Source organism: Candidatus Berkiella aquae (genome assembly GCF_001431295.2).
GTDB lineage: Bacteria > Pseudomonadota > Gammaproteobacteria > Berkiellales > Berkiellaceae > Berkiella > Berkiella aquae.
This window is the reverse complement of record NZ_LKAJ02000001.1, coordinates 1229160-1248975: the sequence shown is the minus strand read 5'-3', so window position 1 is coordinate 1248975 and position 19816 is coordinate 1229160. Positions and strand designations below refer to the sequence as shown.

Genomic DNA, 19816 nt, shown 5'->3' with positions numbered 1-19816 from the left:
AGTTTGATAACTTTAAACTGGGTTACGAAGAGTATATTGAGTGTTTGTTTGTTCTTGCATCCCCCCTATAATGGAGCAACGAACAATCGACTAGATGAATAAAACATGCCAACGAAACCACACTATGGTGAGCCAAAAAGCAAAATAACCCTACCTTTAAACCAGTGGGATCTTGCTATATTGCTCTTGTTGTTTGGTTTGTTTGCTTCCTTGATATGGGGCGCTCAGAAAATGACGCTTCCCTATGCACTCGGCACACAAATTACCATTTCACTTTCACCCGAGATGCTACCCGGCTATGCCATCAGCACCATTATTCGAATGGGTATTGCGCTTTTTTTCTCACTGTTATTTACCTTCACCGTCGGCACCCTCGCAGCGAAAAATGCCCGAGCTGAAAAGTTTATTCTACCCTTTATTGATATTATGCAATCTGTGCCTATCTTAGGTTTTCTTTCTATCACAGTACTTTCCTTTATTTACTTATTTCCAGGTAGCCGCTTAGGGCCTGAATGTGCTGCTATTTTTGCTATTTTTACCTCACAAGTATGGAATATGGCACTTTCTTTTTATCAATCATTACGCACCATTCCTAAGGATCTCAAAGAAGCAGCGGATATGTTTCATTTAAGCCCTTGGCAACGTTTCTGGCGTCTTGAAGTTCCCTTTGCAACGCCCAGCTTAATTTGGAATACCATGATGTCCTTGTCGGCAGGCTGGTTCTTTGTAGTCGCTTCTGAAGCTATTTCAGTAAACAATCAAAATATTACTCTACCCGGTATTGGCTCTTACATTATGCAAGCCACGCAGCAAAGTGATTATGCTGCGATTAGTTATGTTATCTTGACCATGTTTATCGTCATTTTGGTTTATGACCAATTAATCTTTCGACCTCTCATCACTTGGTCAGAAAAATTTAAAATGGAGCATAACCCTGATGCTGAAACAGAAACCTGGTTTTTAAATCTACTGCAGCGAGCCCAGATCACTCACCATCTCATGAAATTGCTTGCCAGAATAAGAGATCTATTAACCGGACCTTTTTTTCCCAAAAAAGCCCATAACAAACGTTTGCCTCCTCGTGTGCGTCAAGCGCTGTCTTGGACAGCCGTGACATTTTGGAACAGCTTCTTATTTATTGGTATTGTAGGTTCAATTGGTATGCTCGGCCATTTCATTTATACCAAGCTCACCATGGGTGAAGTCTTACATGTTTGTTGGCTGGGCCTGATTACTGCTTTTAAAGTTACCATTTTGATTATGCTCTGCTCACTGGTATGGGTACCCATTGGGGTGTGGATTGGTCTCAAACCCAAAGTTGCAAAGATTATGCAACCCATCGCTCAATTTTTAGCTGCCTTTCCAGCCAATTTAGTGTATCCCGTACTCTTTATGATGATTGTTAGCCATAATCTGAATGTTAACATCTGGAGCGCCCCTTTAATGATATTAGGCACCCAGTGGTACATTTTATTTAATGTCATTGCAGGCACTTCAAACTTACCGCAAGAACTGCATCTGGTGACACAAAATTATGGCGTCAAAGGGTGGCTATGGTGGCGTAAATTAATTTTGCCGGGTATTTTGCCCTATTACATCACAGGTGCCATGACGGCGGCTGGCGGTTGTTGGAATGCAAGCGTTGTCGCCGATGTTGTTACCTGGGGCGGCAAGACGTTACATGCAACCGGACTCGGTGGATACATTACACAATATACTGCTGTCGGTGATTTTGCTCGTATAGGATTGGGTATTGCCGTTATGTGCTTATACGTCATGATCATTAATCGTCTGGTATGGCGAAAATTATATGACTTTGCTGAAGAAAGATATCAAGTGGGTTAATCATCATGAGTGAATCATCTAAAAACATCATTTTTACTGTTAAAGATCTGAAAAAGACTTTTCGCTCAAGTGAAGGGCAAGAACTTACCGTATTAGAATCGGTTGATTTTACCATGTATGAAAACGAAATCGTTGCTTTAGTTGGCAAATCGGGTTCGGGTAAATCAACACTTTTGCGCATTATTGCTGGTCTTGTAAAACCTTCCGGTGGTCAAGTGCTTTATCATGATCAAGTGGTTCATGAGCCGGTCCAAGGCATCGCCATGGTATTTCAAAATTTTGCGCTCTTACCCTGGTTAACCGTTTTACAGAATGTAGAATTAGGCCTTGAAGCATTAGGCGTTGAACGCCAAGAAAGACGGCGGCGTGCATTAAAAGCCATTGATACTATCGGTTTAGATGGATTTGAATCAGCCTATCCCAAAGAGTTATCCGGGGGCATGCGCCAGCGCGTTGGTTTTGCGCGTGCTTTAGTGGTCAACCCTGAAGTGCTTCTCATGGATGAGCCCTTTTCCGCATTAGATGTCTTAACCTCAGAAAACTTAAGAAGCGACTTAATTGACCTTTGGCTTGCGAAACGCACTCGAACCAAAGGCATTTTATTTGTCACCCACAGCATTGAAGAAGCAGCGTTGATGGCGGATAGAATCATCATTTTTGCAAGTAATCCTGGGCGTATTCGTGCTGAATTAACGGTTAGCACACCTTTGCCCCGCGATTCTGAAGATCCGCATTTTCGTAAATTAGTCGATGATATTTACACCTTAATGACCACCAGTGAACGCAAACGCGTTCGGGTTGATGAAGTGCATAAAGTCGATTTTGGTTATCGTTTACCCGATGCTGGCATTTCAGAGCTTACAGGCTTAGTCGATGCACTGTGGGCAGAAGACGAACAATCTGCCAGCGTAGACTTACCTTTACTGGCAGAAAGCTTACATTTAGAGGTGGATAGCTTATTTCCTTTAACCGAAGCTTTAGAAATTCTTCATTTTGCCACCGTTTCCAAGGGGGATATTACGCTAACCGACGAAGGTAAAATATTTGCAGATGCAACCATTTTGGAACGCAAAAAACTCTTTGCCAAACAGCTTGAGAAGCATATTCCGCTTGCAAAGCATATTCGTGAAACCTTAGATAATCGCCCTAATCATCGTGAGTCAGAAACCTATTTCTTACGAGAATTGGAAGAACATTTAAGTGAAACCGAAGCAGAACGCGTATTAACTGTTATCATTGACTGGGGACGTTATGCTGAAATTTTCGCTTATGATTACGATTCAGGAATTTTAAGCCTTGAAAATCCACGCTAGGATGCGTCATTCTCTTTGTACCTTACTACTTTTAGGTAGTTTAAGTTCGTTTGGCTCGCTTTTAGCCAAAGAAAAAGAAGAGGATTTTAATATTCATATCAATGGCGTCAGCAAAACCATTGAAGAAAACATTCGAGCCAATCTCACCTTAACGCCTGAGCAAAGTGAATTAGACGACAAAGCAAAAATACAACAATATGAAGAACGCGTTACTCAAGAAGTTACCAAAGCCATTCAACCTTTTGGCTATTATTCTCCTAAAATCGCATTGACCACCAATGCAACACAAAAGGCCATTGCAATAACCATTGATTTAGGTATGCCGGTTCGTATTCAAAAAATCACGATTAGCGTTGTGGGTGAAGGCAGCACCGATCCCAGCCTAAAGGAAATTAAAAATGAATTCTCCTTACATGAGGGGGAAATATTCGACCATACGCTATATGAACAAGGTAAAAAAGCGCTACTGTCTGCCTCTATTCAAAATGGTTACCTAGATGCCACTTTTAGTGTCCATCGAGTTGAAGTCAATCTGGATACGCACAGTAGTGATATCTATTTAACATTGGATACCAAACAGCGGCACTATTTTGGCCCCGTTAATTATCATGAAACAGTATTATCTGAAAAATTATTAAATCGCTATTTACCCTTTCAAACAGGCGATGTTTATTCTCCTGAAAAAATGTTGAAATTACAAAGTCGCTTAGCACAAAGCGACTATTTTTCTGAAGTGAATGTAAAGCCGCAAACAACGATTGACTCCAATGTGGTACCTATTCAAGTTGAATTAAAAGATGCCAAACCTAATCGCTATTTATTAGGCGCAGGCTATGGCACTGACACCGGGGTTCGTGGTAAAGCCGCATGGACCAGACGTCGTTTAAATTCAATGGGGCATCGTTTAAACGCAGAAGCGCGCGTTTCCGAAGTGTATGATAAATTTGAACTCGATTATATTATTCCCGGCAAACAACCTGCTACTGACACTTTTGCGATACATGGCAGTTACTTTGAAGAGGAATATACTGAAAAACTCTCGCAACTCTATGAAGCGGGTTTTACCCAAGTTCGTGAGATCAATAATTGGCAGCGTAAATTAGCGATTGCTTATTTGCATGAAAGTTACACTGCCTATATTACGAATGAACCCATTCAATCCAATCTCATTCTACCCAGTGTCACCTTTACGCAAATAAAGCGTGATAATGCCGCAGCCCCTACTCGTGGACGACGCATTGAGATTAATTTGCGCGGTTCAGTGGATGCCTTGGTGAGTGATACCAGCTTTTTCCAAGCGTATCTGCAATGTCGCTGGTTACATGCTTTCAATGAATCTTTAAAAGCATTAGTCAGGACAGAGCTTGGTTTCACTTTACCCGATGATAGCGAGCGTTTGCCTTTAAGTCAGCGTTTCTTCGCAGGCGGTGATTTAAGCATTCGTGGTTATGGCTATCGCTCGTTACCCAATGAAATTGATAAAGACGGTAATCGTTTACCCGTGGGTGGTGCTTACTTAGGGATAGTGAGCTTTGAAGTGGTTAAAACGATTAAAAAGCCGTTTGGCGTTTTAGCCTTTATTGATGCGGGTAATGCGTTTCGCCATTTTGGTGATCAAATTGAAGTCGGTACAGGCGTAGGGGTCGAATGGCAAACCCGTTTAGGCCCCGTCAAATTTGCCATTGCAAAACCGCTTAATAAAGATAGTGAAGCTTGGCGTATTCATGCTTCTTTTGGTCCTGAGATATAATCATCAAAAATAAGTTATTTAACTAATACTTAAACCAAAAGAGCATAAAGCTGTTCAATCAGCCACTAAGCAGATACAATACTCGTCAGCTAAATTAATTGCATATACCAAACACAGAGGGCGGACACAGAGGTCCGCCCCTACCCAACAACGACCTATGTAGAGGCGGACCTCTGTGTCCGCCTGGTGAGCAAATGGCATCATTATTATTTAGACATCTTGAACCTCTCTCGATTTTAAAAAAAATCGTGAAGCTCTTTGTCACCTTATTATTTGCAGGGCTTGCTTTTGTAGTATATTGCTTCTTAACGCCCTGCGGCACCAAAGTCGCATTACAGCTGATTGCCGATCTCACGCCTTATCAGATTCAATTTAAAGAAATCAAAGGCAGTTTGGCAACTGCACTCATCTTAGAAGATCTCTCTATTGAAACGCCTCGTTTCACCTTAACAGCGAAACAGCTTGAAACCCATTGGGATTGGCTTGATTTACTACACCATAAAACCATTTCAGAGATTATCGCGCAAAATGCAACCATCACTATCACCGCAACCACACCCAATAAAATAGAATCTCAAGCAATGCCGCTTGATACGCAAGCGATTGAATCTGCACTCACCGATGTCAAAACGGAACTTCATAAACTACCGGTTCCGTTTAAAGTGGGACATTTAGTGCTAGAAGATAGCTCTGTTATCTGGGAAACAGAGCAACATCACATTGATAAACTGGTATTGCTTAATACCGATACAGACAATGAAAACCTATTTCAAGAAATTCATTACCAAGGCAGTGCAGGTACCTTCGATGCAACGATAGCAAATACCGTCAATATCCATTGGAATTTACACTTGGCTTCAAATCCCTTTTTTGCACGATATTTCAGCGGCGAATTATCAAGCACGGGACACATTTTATTTTTAAAACAACAACTCGACCATCCTTCCACCAAGCTGAATATGAGCCTTCATGCAAGCAAAATGCAAATGGGACATTATCCACTTGAAAATGTATCGCTTCGATTACAGGGCACCTTGGCAAAACATGAAGCAATTATTAATGCCAAAATCGATGGCTACCCCGTCAAAAGTGCTCTTTATGGCGAATTGACACCTCAAAAATGGATAGCCAAATTAAATGAAATTGTTGTAGAACATGAACGTTGGCAACAAATGGGGACGACTAACGGTATTTTAACCCTGAACTGGAATCAGAAATACATAAAAGCATCCATAGACGCTTTACTCTGGAACAAGTACCCATTAGCTATTCAGCTCAAAACGCTCAAAGCAAAGCCCTACGCTGTTTCAGGAACCATTCAATCCCAAGTTAAAGAAATTAAAACGCTAGCCCCCCTTATTCCCGATTTAAAACCATGGCGTGCAAAGTGTAATATTAATTTAACGGTTGCTGGTACTTTAGGCTCACCGCAAATCACCGGTGACATTGCCCTGAAAGATATCCGGCTACGCTACTTTGCTTGGGGCAGTAAAGCCGTTATTCAACAACTTAATATTGCCTTATTACCTAATCATTTATTATCAATGACAGGTAATGGTACCTGGGGCAGTGGCCCATTTACCCTCAATGGCGAAGGTAAATTTGCCCAGGGCAAACCACACTTTGCTTTAAATCTTAAAGGCGAGAAATTATTATTAAGCGATACCCCTGAATATTATATTGTCGCTAATCCTGACTTAATCTTAACCTTAAAAAATGGTGAACCTTTACTATCAGGCAGTATTTTAGTCCCACAAGCCGAAATTCGCAGTCTGAAAAATCCAGATATGGTAACAACCTCTGACGATGTGGTGATTGTTTCACAGAAACCGCAAGCAAAACCGCTTGCTGAACGCAGTTTCGCTACCGCATTGACAACCAATATCGAAATTATTTTAGGCAACCAGATCTCGTATAGTGGTCATGGCTTTACAACCCACGCCAAAGGTAAATTATTAATCCGCCAATTACCTGGGCAAATGCCCAATGCGAAGGGTCAAATTAACTTAATTAATGGTAAATACCGCTCTTATGGAAAAGTATTTGATATTGATTATGGACAAATTGTTTTTTCCGGTGGCCCTATTAATGATCCCTTATTAGATATTCGGGCACAACGAAAAATTGAACCTGCTTCGAGCCTCGTTTCTGCGAAAACGGAACAAACCATTATTGCGGGTATTAAATTTGTCGGTAATTTAAAATCACCCCAAATTGAATTTTATTCTGTTCCTGCCATGAGCGATGCCGATATTATTTCCTATCTGGTGGTTGGTCGTCCGCAAAGTCAAATGAATGAAGCACAAAGTGAATTGCTATTACAAGCAGCCTCACAATTACTGAATATTATGGGTAATGAACGCGAAGATGTGCAGCTTAATCTTGCTGATAAACTTAAGCTCGATCAATTTGGATTTTCTAAAAAATCTAAAAGTTCGAAGAAATCAGGGCGTAGTCCGTTAGAAGATACCGTATTCGTTCTGGGCAAACAGCTCTCAGAACGCCTCTATTTACATTACAGCCTCGGTATTGCTGACTCTGCTAATAACTTCGGCTTGCGTTATATGTTGGGTAAAAATGTCACGGTAGAAGCTTCTACCGGCACCCAAGGAAGCAGCGCAGACGTACTGCTTTCGTTCGAAGGTCATTAAATTTCTTTTCCCTCCTTTTATGCTAAAACAATAAATGTTCTAACAAATTGTTAGAACATTTATTTAAAATGCTTTGCATTACGATAATTGGTTAATTGCCACTGATTATGAACATACTCTTTGTGATAATTAATATGTTAGTTTTATTACTTCTTGTTTAATAAAACACTTCGAACTTTTTGTCGCAAGAGGATATCTACAATGTTAACCGGTTCATCAGTAACACAGCATTCAAATGCATTTTTTACGGCTGAAGATGCGCTGGAAAAAATCAATAGTTTAATACCAGATATAACTGAAAAAGATGCAAAAATTGGTGTGCGCGTACTCATGTTGAGAAAACATATTTTACGTGATTTAAATAGCGCATTTACGATTAATTTCATTAAGAAACAATTAATCAATACGATTGAAATGCAAAAAGCAAAAGACTTGGATAATAATAAAGAAAATCTACCGCATGAAAATATAGCAATAAACAATGCACAACCGATACTTCATACCGCAAAAATAACTGCTAATAAAAAAGAAAAACTATCTGCCAAAGCAAATAACAATATCAAAAAATTTGCAGAGCTATCAGGCTCTAATGCAAAGACTGGAACCCGGATGAATGAATTCGTGATGACGCTCGGTTTACCTGATTTACCCAGAAGACATCCCGGTGCTGACGATAGCTATCATCCAGAAAAGGATATTGATGCAGAATATTTAGATTTACTTGAACGCAGCAATGTTACCTTAAAATATATTAAAAATAAAAAAGGTGGAAAACCCTGCCCCAAGCTACTGTTTTTACGTTGCAAAGTCGATGAATCAGACGATCCATTAACCCAACAAATTCACACAGGCCATACACTCGCAGATTTTGCCAGTAAAATTCTTGTTGAAACACAATATCCTGCCATATTTCATTTTGCAGGCCATGGCAATGCTGAGAAAATTGGCTCCATGACACAAGACAAACGCTTTTCTCCTGAACAATTTGCAGAGCATTTTACGCGTATCGCTGAAAATGCCGGATTATTAGAAAAGCTACAAAAACCTAAATACCCTGTAGAATTTTATTTTGATGTTTGTAATGCAGCTTTTACCAACGCAACAGATGCCGATGATGAAAACACCATCATCGAAAAAGTGCAAAATGAATCTGTTATTGGCCGTTTTGCAAATGCAATGCAGGCACTTGGTTACACTGATTTTGTTGTTCATGGCTATCGTGGTTTTTATACGGGCATGGCAACCAAAACCTCCAGCGGTATTCGTATTATCGATAGCATTTCAGAGCCAAGCGTCGATGTTGCAGCTGAGAACACCCAACACTCTATCACGGTTAATCATGATGCTATTTCGGTCACTTTGCCGAAAAACGAAAAATTTCGCACTTTCCCGGTCACAATGCTACCAACCGCATTAGCACCTGAAATGACAACCACTGCTCCTTTTTTATAAAAGGTTAATCGAGGCTAAGACAGCTTGCTCTCCCTTAGCAAGTTGTCTTAAGCGAAATAAGGTAAATAGCATGTATTTACACCATTTTTCAAAGCATCGATTGCAAAAAATTAGACAGGTTAACAACCATTTGTTAACATCCACAACGCTTTAGAATAATTTAGGAAGCTGGCATGTTAGCAGATTTTAATGATTATAATGACTCTGGCAAAACCATCACTTACTATTTTAATACAACAGCCCAACGTGCTAATCGCTCTCGTTATAGTCATTATGTGCTACTTCCCGTAATACCCCAATTTATTGCCAATCCTAAGAACACCTTAGATTTTGATTCCAATGAACTCTTTAGTTTTGCTGCTAAAACCATCCAGTCTTTAAAGAATAATTCAAAAAATAAAGTATTCCCTATTCCATTATTAACGGATACGCAAACACAAACGACTGCACAATTAAGCTCTTTTCAATTGACGCAATGTGCTTCAATCATTAAGGCTGAAAAACAATATACACCAACTTTTGTTGTTGTCGGACATGGCTCGCCCTTGGGAATTGGCTTTTTAGATCCTGAAGACCAAATAGCACCCGAAGTTTTTGCTGAAAAAATTGAGGCGCTATTTAAGAATGCAGAACTTAACTTCTATACAAAACCTTTTCATATTGCCTTTGAAACTTGCAATAGCGCCTTTGCTGCGGTCTCAACTGAAATGACTAGAAATGAAGCTTTACAACAAGTGATGGAACAATCTTTTATCGGAAGGTTCTATAATCGAATGTGCGAACTTGGCTACACTGAAATCACGGTAACAGGTTATCGCGGATATTTTTGTTCGATTAATACCAAAAAATCCTCTGCTGCGAGAGTACAAAACAGCTTTTGTAAGCCAACAATCGATCTTGATTCTAAACAAGGCCAATACGTCATTTACAATGGGCAATGCCAAAGTCCATGCCACGATGAATACTTAGCTTTCCCTGTGGAGGTATCGATGACTGCTATGAAAGAAGTCACCGAGAAACTCACCAAGCTTAGTCTGTAATAACCCATTCTTATACTTTAATACCACGACGCAAAGGCATTCGTTGTTGAGGTTCTACTTCTGGCTCAACCTCTTGTTCGATCATCGTATTAGAGCGTAGCTGATAGCGATGTATAATCGGTTTTGGTGCCTTAAAACGATCTTTCGCTTTTAACTTTGGTGCTAAAGCAACCGATCCTTTTTCGTCAATGCTGATATGGGTGTGGGTTAAAATATTAAATCGCTTAAAAATAGGCGATTCACCTAAAATCTCCATCACTTCATTTTTATTAGCAAGTGCCATAAAACTTAATGGTTGAGTAGCTGCGATTTTATCTTGGTTACGCAGATTTCGATATTCTTTTAACGCTGCCAAATTCAGCGGCAACACGCCAACCACCACATCTGCAATAGCAACCAAACGCACCAAGGAATCTGCTTTCTTTTTTAAGTTGTTGCCAAAGAAGCGTTCTTCAACTTGTCGCAATATGCCATCTTCTTTCTTTAACATTTTTTTACGAAAATCGATACCATTTTCATATAATGCAGGAGCGAAAGTAGGTGTTGGTTCATTATTCGCAGGAATATTAAAATAAGCTTGACTCAATTCTTTCATGAGCGTTTTAGGAATAAAGCGATAACCTTCAAGCAAGGCTTGTCCTTCATCGGGATGATAAAGTCGCATCATCGCACCAATATGCGCTAATAATCGTTTTTCTGAAATAGTTATTTCGCGATCGGGCAGATCACCCATTTTAAGAAAATCTTGCCAACGTTTATCAAGATAGTCATTCAGCAACACTTGCGAGGTCACATTTTCTTCAGTAAACAAGCGCTCTAAGGTCGTTTCTAGCGCCATCATCGCTTCAAATACATTGCTGGTTAAATATAATGAACCATGGGGATCAACATGTCCTCTAAAGCCCGTGATATTAATGGTCCAGTGGCAACGCCAAAAATCAAAACTTTCTTTATCAATGCTGCCATTTTGCACCCTCTCTCGAAGCGCATCAAACATGGTTTGATTGCCTTCGGTATACATCATATGTCGATAATGCTGACGGCTGGGAAAAGCAGCTTGTAATAACTTGGTGATACGTGCATGCTCATGCTCAGGATGCGCTTGGAAGAGCTCTTCGACGACAGGATAAATCGCCCGTGCATGTTGAATATTTCTAAAGGTGTCTGCCAAAAATTCTACGCTATCCAGCGTATAATTATCCTTACCTAAAACCGCATCGGCTCTTTCTCGGGCTTTAGGTGACAAAGGAACCGAGCTAACCATGGTGGAAACTCGCAACACACTTCTTGCGATATCATCAAGGGCTTGAAAACGCTCACTGAGTTTTTGATATTGTTCCTGTGTCAACGCAGGACTATATTCATCGGTTGTAGGCTGATTATTGGTAAAAGCAGGATATCCTTCCAATGAGTGTAATTGCTGCTCGCAAAATAATCTGGCTAAACAGCGTTTCACTTCCATATGAGCAGGATCGGATTCAAAAGCCTTTTCTGGCGATACGATCCCCCGAATACTCCAAGATAACTGCTCAATTTGCGTTTGTGTTAGCTCTACTGAAGGGAAATCTGCTGCAGAGTATTGACGAATACCATCTAAAGCCATCTTAACCACCTAGTTAGTTATACAATACATAAGAATTGGGAAACATTCTTACAGATAATAATTCATTTCGCAATGTTCGAATAGAAAAAACGATTTTTATTGCATTTTTTTCCTGAATTAAGATACTACTTTTTTCACTATGCAAGGCTCAATAAAGGAGTCAACCCATGCAAAACGGCCCCAATCGTTACGATCAACCGCCTCCCAATAAACGTGCTAAATTTCATGAAGAACCCGAAGAGAACCTTGATCCCTCCCCTTTAACACAATTCAACAATATCCCTATCGAACGACTTCTCCATATTGTCAATTATCTTCCTGCCTATCAACGTTTTGGTTTAAGACGTGTATCATTAATAAGCAGACAATTTCAAAGTATGCCTTCTCAAATATCGTTTGCAGAGCTTTATCAATCTTGCTTAAAAGACCCCGAGGGTGTGCCTTATCTTTTATCACATCCGACTTGTCTTGCGCATTTTACCACGACCCAATTATTGGAATTAGTAAGTTGTAACCTCACGTTAGCCACTAAAATCTTGGTATTATTGTCTCAAGCACCTTTTATGCGAAGCACCTATTTTTCAATTGTGGGTTTAAATCTTGATGTTGCAAAAATGATACTTTTGCATTATGAAGATTATGGCTTTGAAACGATTGATGAATTAACATTATTTGAAATACTTGCGCAAATGCACGAAGAGATAGCGCTAAAGTTGCTAACTATTCATTTACCCAATCTTAATTTTCTTGCTTATCAAATCGTTAATATTGCTTTTTACCATGAAACTGCAGCAGAACTTGTGTTAAATACGCAAGCACTATTTGATCAATTAGCGGATGATGATATTGCCTGTTTAGTTTGCCAACACGAACGATTAGCCATTCATGTCTTAAATACCCCCGAACTGAATGACAGAATGGGTATTTTTGAATTGTCTATTTTAGGTAGCAAACATCTATCTGTTGCCAAACGGATATTGCAAGAACAGGGTGAGCGTTTTCAAGAACCCGATTTAATTGAACTTTGTAGTCATAATCCTTTAATCGCTGCGGAAATCATTCATGATCCTTTGATAGTAGAAAAATTATCTGAAGGTTGTGTTGTTTTCATGGCTTCACTTTCTGAACCCCTTGCATTATCTGTTGTTTCGCACCCCACACTTTCGCAAAGGCTATCAGCTCAGTCCCTCGTCAATCTAGCGATGCCTTATCCTAGCGTTGCCAAGGAAATACAGAAAGCGCCTCAACTTCATGAAAAATTAACGGCTTTACAACAATTGATGCTGTTATGTCAGAGTCCCATGCTTTGTAATAAGCTTGCTGATCCCGCAATCAACCAAGATCTAACCGGCAGTGATTTTGTTGCCCTTTCTCAATACTCTCTTCCTGCAATGAGAATGATTTTAAGTACGCCAGAACTGTACCTTAAATTGAATGCCAATAACCTCATGGAAATGGGCAGTAAAAATCAGGAAATGTTCCTCATGATTCAACAAAATCCTCTATTATGGGATCGCCTGGATACTGAACATTTATTAGATTTTCATCATCAATATCCAGGACTACACGAAACTTTAATGAAAAATGACAAGGTCAATGAGATCAATCGCGTGGAATTAAAATGTGAACACCAGCTGCGTGAGGGCGTTCATCAAATTGCCAAAGCACTCTATGTTCCTAACGAAAACAAGGTTTGCGCAAGAACCCGCCCTGTGCCACGCAGAAGGTAATTGTTAATATCGGCGATAATAACGGCAATGTTTGTGACCATGATGGCGCCAGCAGCGTTTTACGGTGCCATCGCGGTAATATCGATACCCGGGTGTTTTGCCATAGTAAGTCCCTGGGCCATAGAAATAAATGCCGCTTTTATGATGATGATGGTGGTGGTGCTTATAATGATGACCATCATCATAATGATAAGGTTTTGCAAACACGGCTGTTGAAAAGATCATTAATATCGCTAGAATAAATGCTTTCATACAGTACTCCTAATACATCAATATAGTATTTGATGCAATTTATTCTAAAAAGTTCATTTCCAAAATTATCCACCCTTTCTATAAGGAAAATATTGTATGAATTTACAATGACCCCGTGTTTAATCGAACATATTGTAAACAGATTAATGTAGAACATTTATTTTTTGTTCAAACATTTTCTTCGCAAAATTACTGTTATCAGCTTAACTTTACCATTAATAATTTATTTGAATTTTTATAGTTCTTTCTCTTTAAGATTAAAGTAAAATCCCTGCAGCTTAATTTAACCTAGTTGTGTATCTAAGAGAGTTTCTCATGCCAAATTTAAAAGATTTTCATACTTATCAAGCCATCAGAGAATTGATTATTCACAATTTAAAAAGAGAAAAAATGGATCTTGATAAGATCAATCGAGCTATTGGCACGTTAAATGTATTACATGCTCTCAATGCCAATACAAAGTTTGAAAAGCTTGGGGATTTGATCTTAGAAAATGAAATCTCGCGAAATATGTGGCGATACCCAGAAAAATTAACACTAGAAGATAAACGCAAAATTACTCAATATGCTAAAGAACTTGAATTTGCCAACGAAGCAGAATTCTTGCAATGGTTAAAATTTGTAACGCCTAATCCCAGTGGGCTTGCACCTTGTGGACATATTCCAGGCGGCATTAGCCAAAAAGATAAAAGGGAATTAGTTGGAGATAAATTTGATATCCACGTACACACGGGAGATTTTATTACTCAAACTGAATCTGAAAAAGGCATTGTTAGAATTGGCAAAATGGGTAATACCGCGGGCAAACCACTCCCTACTTGGACGCAAGGCATACAAAACTGGTCTGAGGATTTCATGAATGCGGTGAGTATCGCTTGCGAATATGGCATGTGGAAAGAATTTGCTTATGCCTTGGGTGGATTGCCTTGCGGACAAGGAAGATTCTGGCCCTTAGAAGACTTCATCGTCAAAATGAAAAAAGAAAAATCTCTCGATAACGCCGCATTACAAGTACTTCAAGCAAAGCATTTGTCGCATATTCAAATACCTGTTATCCAACCGTCAAACATCTCAAAAGAAGAACCTGCAAAAGTTGCGTATCAGCTAGAAGATTTTTCAGATCTGTCGATGCAAAAAACAGGACGAGTACCCAATAAAGAAGGCTTTTCTCTAATCGCAGAATATCTCAGCAAAAAGCTCGGTACTGAAATTTTTGTCGCTGAAAATAATCAGGATGTTACTTCGCTTCTTAATTTAATGGCAAATGATCAAATTTCATGTGGTACCAAAGTAGGTGTCATAGGATTATCATCCAGCGGCCACTGGTATGCTTTGCAAGTGGAAAAAACCCAGCACAACCAAATGAGTGTCATATTGATGGATTCGCTTGGTAATGGTGAACATGCTCGAAGCGCTGCTTTTGATGAAGTTTCTTATGCAGTACAACAGTTTATTAGTCGCAATACACAGTTTAACGATTCTGTATTATTTCATAATAGGGAAAGATTGCAGTTTGATCCGGAAAATTGCGGAACTTATTCTGCCCAATTCTGCAAAAAAATGCTAACATCTGATTTTCTCAGAACAATCAACGCCGCAGAACAGGCAAAAGAGAAAGAAAAGGAGAGTGACAAACCAGATTTTACCAGACTCTATTCTTTACCTGCTGATTATTATTTTAAACAATATAACCATTTAGGCGGAGAAAGCGAGCTGGTTTTACAAAATATGTTAAAGCAATATAAGCACTCACTGCAGGCTAATGGAACGATAGAAGATGCTTATATGACACCCGATTTAGGCGGACTATCTGACAATCCTTATTATAAAATTTTCCAAGAAATTAAGCGAATCAGAGATAAATATTGGGAAAATGTCATCGCTCAGTTTCAGCGTGAAATGCCTAGCAGTCAAATGACATCCCTGCTTGCTAGCAGAAAATTAGAGAACGTTGGACTGCCTCAATTAATTTCAGCTACTCAGCCAAAGCCTGTGGTACCGCCGCGTTCCGCAAAAACGTATGACTTTCCATTATTACAAGTTGTGACTCAAAAGATGGAAAATCTGAGTATCACTCCAACAACTCTTCCAGGATCTCAAGCAGACCAAAAATCGCTTATCGAAGACATAGCCGATATTAAAGCCGAAATGGTTAAATTAGGCAAACGAAGAAATGTCACCGCCAATTTTGCTGTCACTCAATTAAGAAATTATTTGGAAAAAAATGCCATAGGCACGGGTGCAGATGAGCAGAAAATATATGTAGACAGCTTGCAATCTTTAACAAACAGAATCAAGCGCGGTGTCCAAGATGCAGAAGTAATTTCTCTGTTTCAAAGAATTGAGAATGTTGGCACTAAAGCAGCAACGCTTAGATTATCGTAACACAAATTAAAGTCAAATTGCGTCCTTCCATTTACGTTGTTAAATGGGAGGCCTTTAATGCCGTTTGGGAGAGGATTTATTCGCTTCGGTAGGAGGCAATGGTGTTTTAAGAATTTTATCAATCAATTCATTAAGGTTATCGTTTTTGATATTTTTGAGGCTACCTTTTTGCTGCAGATCTTTTACTAAATGTTGTAAATTTTTATACTGTTCACTCTGTAATTGTTGCTTAGCCGTGCTTGGCCTTATGCACTCCATCATTTTTCTTAAAACACCTTGGGTAATAAACCCTTCATTTCCTGCCAACTTTAACTCTGTTACTTCTTTTATCATTTCTTGCCATGATTGTGATTGCCCTTGGTTTTCTTCCAATCGCTTCACCGGGGGCTCATCCGCTTGTTTAGATTGCGATGAAATTTGCGTTTCTGCAGATTTAAGGTGCTCTGTTGGAGTGACAACCTGCTGTTGAATTGGCACATGCGCTTTTTGTTGCTGACTATTTCTTGTTGATATAGGGAAAGGCTTACGTAAAAGAGAGGCAGTCGTGGTAGTGCTTTCTCGATGTTTCCAAAAATCTCTGGCATTCGACGTTGGGGCCCTAACAGGGGTAGATTTCACTTCGGCTGCGGTTGTCAGTTCATCATGCAGCTTTTGTGCTTCCTTGATTTGAATATTCCCCACATTTCTGCGTTTTAATTCAAATTCAGCTTCTACCGGCGAAAAAATAGCATACTTGTTTTCTAACGTAGCAGTTTCTTCTTTGACGAGAGTTGTTGATGGAGACTGATTGACACTTAAATTAATCTTTGCAATTGATATGTTTTTCGCTTTTCGATTCTCAATTATTTTGCTAATTTCAGCAGAGTTTTTATTCTCATGAGTAGCTTGAATTGCTCTCTCCCAATACTTATTGCGAAAATACACCATTCTCATATTGACATCATATGAGCCTCCACCTTCGCCTTTCCCTGCAGGACTTTTTTGAAAGGCAGTGACGATACATTCTCCATCAACCGTTTCTTTAAGCTCATACTTGAATTCTTTGTTCATTCTTTCTGAGATTTTCCTTTTCTGTTCTTCTATTTTGCTTTGAAAATTTTCTCCGCGTTCGTAATATTGTGCATATTTTTTTCGTTGATTGTAACTAAAATACTCCGGTGGCAAAACATAGGATTTTATTTTTTGTTCGTATAATTTTGTAATTTGGACCTCATCTAGTTTTTGACGTCCTTTACCCATAGCGACTCTAGCACTCGCATCTTCAATGACATATCCTTCTTCCTTAAGCCTTTTGACAAAATCTTTTTCCTTTAGCATCCTTTCACAAAATTTCATTGAAAATGAACCACAATTTTCATAATCAAATTGGACTAGTTCGATGTTTTGATACAATTCAGAATCGTGATACTCAGGATGTTTATCTTTGAATTCTTTGAATATCTCAATCGCTGCATGTTCAGAAGATTCACGCAATGCGGTTCCATCTCCTAAAGAATCCATTAATACAAGATTAAGTTTGCCATCTCGTTCTTTCTCAATCATTAAAGCATACCAATGTGAACTTTGGTCTCCGGTAAGACCTTGAACCGCAATTTTTGCGCCTGGTTTTACCTCATTTTGAGACATCATATGCAATAGGTTACTTACCTCTTCTGAATTTTCTGCAATATAAATATCTTCATTACGTGTGTTTTTTAAATGCTCTGCAATTAAACATAGACCATTGGCATTGGGAACACGACCTGTTTGCTTTCTCGTGGGATCCATGTACTCCTGTAAAGGCTCCGGTTTAGTCACTACAGTGGTATCCTTTTTACTTGCATGTAATTCAGGAACTATCCTCCCAGTTAAAAGTTCCTCTTTCAGATTGTCAAAAGCTACTAAAGAATGAGTCTCTTCCACTTTTTTTCTTAAAATTATAAATTCATCCATTCTTGCTTGACCACAGCCAAGTGCTTCATCTTTAATAACATCCCACATGTTGTATTTCTCAACAGCCGCCACTGTTATTAAAAAATCATCCGTCATCTGCTGTATTGTTTCTTCCCATGTTTTGAATTGCAAATTCGTACCAGAAGAATCTCGCTGCTTTGCTTCATCGCATGTTAAAATTCGCCAACTACCCGTTTTACTTACGTGAATATCCATATTCAACCCGATATTCTTTGCTTTCTCAGTTGAAGATATACCCTTCATTTTACCAGAAGGTGCAATTCCAGCGCTGGCGTCATAAACTTTTACAAGCCAAGCCGCCAATTCTGTTAACGACGAGAAATCAAAATCTTTTTTTAACTGTTCAAGTCTTTCTGTACCTACACTAGCTTGTAGTGTGATAACCATTGCTGCTAATTCTTTTTTCTTTTGTTCTTCACTCTGAGCCTTTGCAAGAGCTGCCCTAAAACCGCCCATTCCTGTTATACCTTCTAATTTTCCCTCCAATTTATAATTACCTAACTTTACAAATCTGTCGTAATCTTTATGTAATTCATGAAGGCCATTTAAAGTGCCAAGCCATCTATTTCTTGCAGTTTGTTTAGGATCAGGTAACTTTTGGATTATTAGCTGACGTATCGCATCATAAGCGGCAGTACTCTCAAGTTCGTGGCTCATTGACCTAACCTCCATACCTCCATTTTTATGCCTATAGTAATTTGAGTAGGTACAATGCCATTAAGTTCCTGAAAAACGAAGGGTGTAGTAGCAAAGTAATTGAGTGGTTACTTTGCTCTATCGATTAGGATGTGCAAAAAATTTCAGCCGTAATGCCTCGTGTTTTGAGCATTTCTTTCAAATGATTTAAAGCTTCCACTTGGATTTGTCGTACTCGTTCACGTGTTAAGCCAATTTCTGCACCAACTTCTTCTAAAGTCGACGCTTCAAAGCCACGTAAACCAAAACGTCTTGAAATCACGGCGCGTTGCTTTTCATTGAGCGTGTTCAACCAGCGATCAACTTCATATTTGAAATCTTTTTCGGCGATCATTTGAATGGGATCAAGTTCATCATCATTGGCAATATTGCTTACCAGCGATTTTTCCGTTTCGCCCGTAATTGTCATATCTAAGGAGGTAACCTTTTCATTAAGCCCTAAAATTTTCTCTACGGTATCTACGTCTTTGCCTACTTGTTTTGCAATTTCATCAGGGCGAGGTTCATGATCAAGTTTATGAACTAATTCACGAGAGGTTCTTAAGTAAACATTTAATTCTTTGACAACATGAATCGGTAAACGAATCGTCCGTGTTTGACTCATCAGCGCTCGTTCTATGGTTTGCCGAATCCACCACGTGCCATAAGTGGAAAAGCGAAATCCTTTTTCTGGATCAAATTTTTCTACCGCGCGGATTAAGCCTAAATTACCCTCTTCAATCAAATCAATCAGCGGTAAGCCACGATTGAGATAGCGTCTAGCAATTTTAACCACTAAACGTAAATTGCTTTCTATCATTTGATTGCGGGATAAAATACAACCACTTTGCGCAAGACGCGCAAGACGAACTTCATCTTCTGCCGATAATAAACTCACGTACCCTATTTCATTCATATACATTTGAGTTGCATCAAATGCACTCTTTTTATTGGGTCCATCGGCTAATTTTTGGGACGATAAATCATCTTCTAGCAGATCATCTGCTAGCAATTCTAAGGGATCCTCATCATCGGCAAGCATTTCCACATCATCAAAACATTCTTCATCCTCGGTTTCATCTTCGACACCCATGGATAAAAAATCGCTTCCTTGTTCGTCGTCATCCTTGACAACGGATGCTTGCCAATCCTTTAGCATGATGAGTT

The 19816-nt window shown here is 39.2% G+C and carries 12 protein-coding genes; 8 read left to right on the top strand and 4 right to left on the bottom strand.

Features of this window, described 5'->3' with window-relative positions:
* The first annotated feature begins 105 nt into the window (after positions 1-105).
* The 6 genes from HT99x_RS05740 to HT99x_RS05715 all read left to right on the top strand — a co-directional run bounded on the left by HT99x_RS05740 (position 106) and on the right by HT99x_RS05715 (position 10051).
* Positions 106-1845: an ABC transporter permease subunit gene (locus HT99x_RS05740; RefSeq protein ID WP_075066158.1), complete on the top strand. Its 1740-nt coding sequence runs from the start codon at positions 106-108 to the stop codon at positions 1843-1845.
* Between the two features lie 5 nt (positions 1846-1850).
* Positions 1851-3158, top strand: a complete 1308-nt coding sequence (locus HT99x_RS05735) for an AAA-associated domain-containing protein (RefSeq protein ID WP_075066157.1) — start codon at positions 1851-1853, stop codon at positions 3156-3158.
* Positions 3142-4908, top strand: a complete 1767-nt coding sequence (locus HT99x_RS05730) for a BamA/TamA family outer membrane protein (RefSeq protein WP_139016594.1) — start codon at positions 3142-3144, stop codon at positions 4906-4908. The genes HT99x_RS05735 and HT99x_RS05730 overlap by 17 nt, the downstream gene beginning before the upstream one ends.
* A gap of 194 nt (positions 4909-5102) precedes the next feature.
* Complete coding sequence (locus HT99x_RS05725) at positions 5103-7559, top strand: translocation/assembly module TamB domain-containing protein (protein ID WP_075066155.1); 2457 nt, start codon at positions 5103-5105, stop codon at positions 7557-7559.
* Positions 7560-7760: 201 nt separating this feature from the next.
* Positions 7761-9011 carry a hypothetical protein gene (locus HT99x_RS05720; RefSeq protein ID WP_075066154.1) on the top strand — a complete coding sequence of 417 codons (1251 nt, stop codon included), beginning with the start codon at positions 7761-7763 and terminating at the stop codon, positions 9009-9011.
* A 173-nt stretch (positions 9012-9184) separates the two neighbouring features.
* Positions 9185-10051 carry a hypothetical protein gene (locus tag HT99x_RS05715; protein WP_075066153.1) on the top strand — a complete coding sequence of 289 codons (867 nt, stop codon included), beginning with the start codon at positions 9185-9187 and terminating at the stop codon, positions 10049-10051.
* A 10-nt stretch (positions 10052-10061) separates the two neighbouring features.
* On the opposite strand, the gene HT99x_RS05710 is transcribed toward HT99x_RS05715, so the two are convergent.
* A complete protein-coding gene (locus tag HT99x_RS05710; protein WP_075066152.1) occupies positions 10062-11654 on the bottom strand; it encodes a DUF6829 domain-containing protein in 1593 nt (530 codons plus the stop codon).
* Positions 11655-11821: 167 nt separating this feature from the next.
* Here HT99x_RS05710 and HT99x_RS05705 point away from each other — a divergent pair, with 167 nt between their 5' ends.
* Positions 11822-13384, top strand: a complete 1563-nt coding sequence (locus HT99x_RS05705) for a hypothetical protein (RefSeq protein WP_075066151.1) — start codon at positions 11822-11824, stop codon at positions 13382-13384.
* A gap of 3 nt (positions 13385-13387) precedes the next feature.
* On the opposite strand, the gene HT99x_RS05700 is transcribed toward HT99x_RS05705, so the two are convergent.
* A complete protein-coding gene (locus tag HT99x_RS05700; protein ID WP_075066150.1) occupies positions 13388-13636 on the bottom strand; it encodes a hypothetical protein in 249 nt (82 codons plus the stop codon).
* A gap of 315 nt (positions 13637-13951) precedes the next feature.
* Here HT99x_RS05700 and HT99x_RS05695 point away from each other — a divergent pair, with 315 nt between their 5' ends.
* Positions 13952-16021 (top strand): YopJ family acetyltransferase, encoded by a 2070-nt coding sequence (locus HT99x_RS05695; RefSeq protein ID WP_075066149.1) that lies wholly within the window; start codon positions 13952-13954, stop codon positions 16019-16021.
* Between the two features lie 54 nt (positions 16022-16075).
* Here the strand turns inward: HT99x_RS05695 and HT99x_RS05690 are convergent, their stop codons facing one another.
* Both HT99x_RS05690 and rpoS read right to left on the bottom strand, forming a co-directional pair.
* On the bottom strand, positions 16076-18631 hold the full coding sequence (locus HT99x_RS05690; protein ID WP_075066148.1) for a YopJ family acetyltransferase: 2556 nt from the start codon (positions 18629-18631) through the stop codon (positions 16076-16078).
* Positions 18632-18755: 124 nt separating this feature from the next.
* Positions 18756-19742 carry an RNA polymerase sigma factor RpoS gene (gene rpoS / locus HT99x_RS05685; protein ID WP_075066254.1) on the bottom strand — a complete coding sequence of 329 codons (987 nt, stop codon included), beginning with the start codon at positions 19740-19742 and terminating at the stop codon, positions 18756-18758.
* Positions 19743-19816 lie beyond the last annotated feature (74 nt).

Excerpts from the sequence above, each read along its gene's own strand:
- HT99x_RS05735 (WP_075066157.1), top strand. The coding sequence starts at position 1,851 with ATGAGTGAATCATCTAAAAACATCATTTTTACTGTTAAAGATCTGAAA.
- HT99x_RS05715 (WP_075066153.1), top strand. The coding sequence starts at position 9,185 with ATGTTAGCAGATTTTAATGATTATAATGACTCTGGCAAAACCATCACT.
- HT99x_RS05720 (WP_075066154.1), top strand. The coding sequence starts at position 7,761 with ATGTTAACCGGTTCATCAGTAACACAGCATTCAAATGCATTTTTTACG.
- HT99x_RS05700 (WP_075066150.1), bottom strand. The coding sequence starts at position 13,636 with ATGAAAGCATTTATTCTAGCGATATTAATGATCTTTTCAACAGCCGTG.
- HT99x_RS05695 (WP_075066149.1), top strand. The coding sequence starts at position 13,952 with ATGCCAAATTTAAAAGATTTTCATACTTATCAAGCCATCAGAGAATTG.
- rpoS (WP_075066254.1), bottom strand. The coding sequence starts at position 19,742 with ATGGGTGTCGAAGATGAAACCGAGGATGAAGAATGTTTTGATGATGTG.
- HT99x_RS05725 (WP_075066155.1), top strand. The coding sequence starts at position 5,103 with ATGGCATCATTATTATTTAGACATCTTGAACCTCTCTCGATTTTAAAA.
- HT99x_RS05690 (WP_075066148.1), bottom strand. The coding sequence starts at position 18,631 with ATGAGCCACGAACTTGAGAGTACTGCCGCTTATGATGCGATACGTCAG.
- HT99x_RS05740 (WP_075066158.1), top strand. The coding sequence starts at position 106 with ATGCCAACGAAACCACACTATGGTGAGCCAAAAAGCAAAATAACCCTA.
- HT99x_RS05710 (WP_075066152.1), bottom strand. The coding sequence starts at position 11,654 with ATGGCTTTAGATGGTATTCGTCAATACTCTGCAGCAGATTTCCCTTCA.
- HT99x_RS05705 (WP_075066151.1), top strand. The coding sequence starts at position 11,822 with ATGCAAAACGGCCCCAATCGTTACGATCAACCGCCTCCCAATAAACGT.